General features: G+C 42.3%; 3 protein-coding genes and 1 pseudogene. All 4 read right to left on the reverse strand.

The annotated features are described in order from the left end of the window. Positions 1-124: 124 nt before the first annotated feature. The gene (locus L2744_RS21255; protein ID WP_248993743.1) at positions 125-472 is read right to left on the reverse strand and encodes a hypothetical protein; all 348 of its coding nucleotides are present in this window, start codon (positions 470-472) and stop codon (positions 125-127) included. Between the two features lie 60 nt (positions 473-532). Continuing rightward, positions 533-919: a helicase-related protein gene (locus tag L2744_RS21260; protein WP_283104066.1), complete on the reverse strand. Its 387-nt coding sequence runs from the start codon at positions 917-919 to the stop codon at positions 533-535. A 661-nt stretch (positions 920-1,580) separates the two neighbouring features. Then, a pseudogene (locus tag L2744_RS21755) lies at positions 1,581-1,811 on the reverse strand (SNF2-related protein); the annotation flags it as partial. Positions 1,812-2,121: 310 nt separating this feature from the next. Further along, positions 2,122-2,286: a YagK/YfjJ domain-containing protein gene (locus tag L2744_RS21265; RefSeq protein ID WP_283104067.1), complete on the reverse strand. Its 165-nt coding sequence runs from the start codon at positions 2,284-2,286 to the stop codon at positions 2,122-2,124. Positions 2,287-2,392: the final 106 nt, after the last annotated feature.

The following is a 2,392-nucleotide window of genomic DNA, read 5'->3' on the forward strand; positions in this document are numbered from 1 at the left end:
GGCCAATTTAAAAGCGAGGGAATAATCACGTTGAGTTCGTTTAATTGTTGAAGTCATTACACTCTCCAAAATGAGTTTGAAAAGTGTCAACGCTATTTAGGACGGGTCAAACATATCAATAAAGTCACATAAATTTTGTAAATTCTGGACTAGAAAAATACCTATCAATATCTACCTGACCACAGCTACTCGTATGTTCATGGGCCAACAATTTATCTATTGGAATTATCACACTTTCAACATCTGTCGTTGATTCAGCTTTAAGTCTAAATGCGTACCCCGAATCTTCACCAGATTCCCAAACAAAGACGCATGAAACGGGACCATAATCATCCCATTTTTTTCCAACGCGCCCTTTTCTTCTCAACAAGTTTAAGGCTCCATCGGGGCCCTCAATAGCCATTCTTACAGAAGAATGTCGTGCTTTTCGCCATAGACTGCGAGTATGAATAGCGCGATAGTTTATCGTCATTGCTGTGCTCCCTGCCTCTATCGGTTGTTTCGTTTAAGCCATGTATTATTTTAGCAGTCTTCATATCAAGGCATGTCGAAAAATTTCCAACAAATGACCGTCTTCGTTAGTATCTAATCCCAGAGCTCGACTAATCTCATTCTCACTGACAGCTTCAGGTGTCACCACAGAGTATTTTAACATCAACTTGCTACGCAGCAATCGGTCAAGGTGAACGTCAAAGGCATCATGTTGCGGATGAGTAAGTGTGGGTAAATGAATAAATACTGGTTTCATTTTTCCGATGCGGTAGACCCTATCGGATGCTTGAGCCTCTTTTGCGGGATTCCAATGTCGTTCTAGATGGATTACATGATTGGCACCAACAACCGTAAGCCCAACACCGGCGGTTACCGGGGACATGTTGAGCACATTGAAACCGGCTTTTTCCTCAAACTGAGAGATCAGTTTTTTCTTGTTAGGTCATCCGTTTTATTAGAAACGGCCTTTGTATCGCCGTTGATGACTGCGATATCTTATCCATAAATCTGGTCAAGCCACAGTTTTAAGAGGCGCTGTAACCGCTTAGTCACCATGAACAAAATTACTTTTTCCTGCTGCTACAGGATTCGGTCTAACAGCTGTAAAACAATGGTAAGCTTTCCGGATTCGTGCATCAGCTTAACGGCTTGTTCTGCGTTATTGGCATAAAGGGCTACTTCTTGCTCCAGCCGCGGATGTAACGAGATACATAAGTGCAGCTATCGCTCGGCTTTGCATGTTCTCTTCTAACGTTTTTTGCGTGCGGTAATCATCCAGCACTTCGTCGTAAGCGCTGAGTTATAACCCGGTCATCTCTTTGGCTAACTCGGGCTGATATTGCTGTGACTTACCGTCACTAGCCGGCGTTGTTGCCTAAAAGCATAATCTAAAATCAACATCGCAAAACCTAACAATAGAATGCAGATTTCAGCCAAGCAGTTGCGGATAATGCTCATATCCTTTAGTTTTTTATGCTGTTCATGGCATATTTCTGGATGATTATATGTTTAGGCAACAACGCCTCACTAGCCGGTACGCCACAACAAATTGTCTTAGTCGGTAACCCTTTAAGTTGATCTTCTTTGACTCAACGAAGCATAAATGTACCTACAGTGCGCCGCAGATCATCACCGACCTCAGTACGTACTCTATCTCGTTCGTCTTCTTCTGCATTCATAATTGGCTTTATCCAGGTATCTCGGAAATGTTGCCAATTTCCCAATAACCCTGGCTGCGCAATGTCCCACAAACACCAAAAATCTCCTAGGCTGTTTTCGACAGGCGTACCTGTCGAGAACAGCTTAAAGTCGGCTTTTAAACCATTAACAGCACAGGTTTGGACTGTCTAACGATGACAATGACTTCAATTTTAGGGAACTGCTGATTGACTTTGATGGCACAGGTTATCTGGCAATGTACCAGTATGATGGCGGCGAGCGATTGATAGTGTTGTGTATCCGCCACAAAAAGAAGCCGGTTACTGATAGAGACTTTATCAGCAAAGATGTTTTCTCATGGATGTACGATTATGAATATACTGCCGCGCTATGTAAGCACAAAAGCAAGGGATTTTAGCCCTTGCCTTTACTTCCCTATTTGTACTCCAAGCAGCAACAGTACTAAGAAAGCTAATCATCAACTTGTAACCTACCCAATAAACGACTACAGCCAAAGTTGTGAGTGCCATTCCCATAAATTTTCGTGTCGGTTTTAGCAAAATAACTTAATCTTTTAAACAAAGCTTGGTACGTATAAGTGAAATCGGCTTGGTTACGACACAGTAAATATTGCAGGGCGGGATCATACTTTGTTAACTAACGGAAACTTTTAGGCTTAAACAGGATCAGAGCAAGCATGTTATGCTAACGACCTATTCCCTATGTCACTGTTTGAACACTT

It is taken from the genome of Shewanella profunda, from assembly GCF_023283765.1.
Lineage (GTDB): Bacteria > Pseudomonadota > Gammaproteobacteria > Enterobacterales > Shewanellaceae > Shewanella > Shewanella profunda.

What these genes read in the sequence shown, in the direction of transcription:
- L2744_RS21255 (WP_248993743.1), bottom strand. Translation starts at nt 472, where the DNA reads ATGACGATAAACTATCGCGCTATTCATACTCGCAGTCTATGGCGAAAA.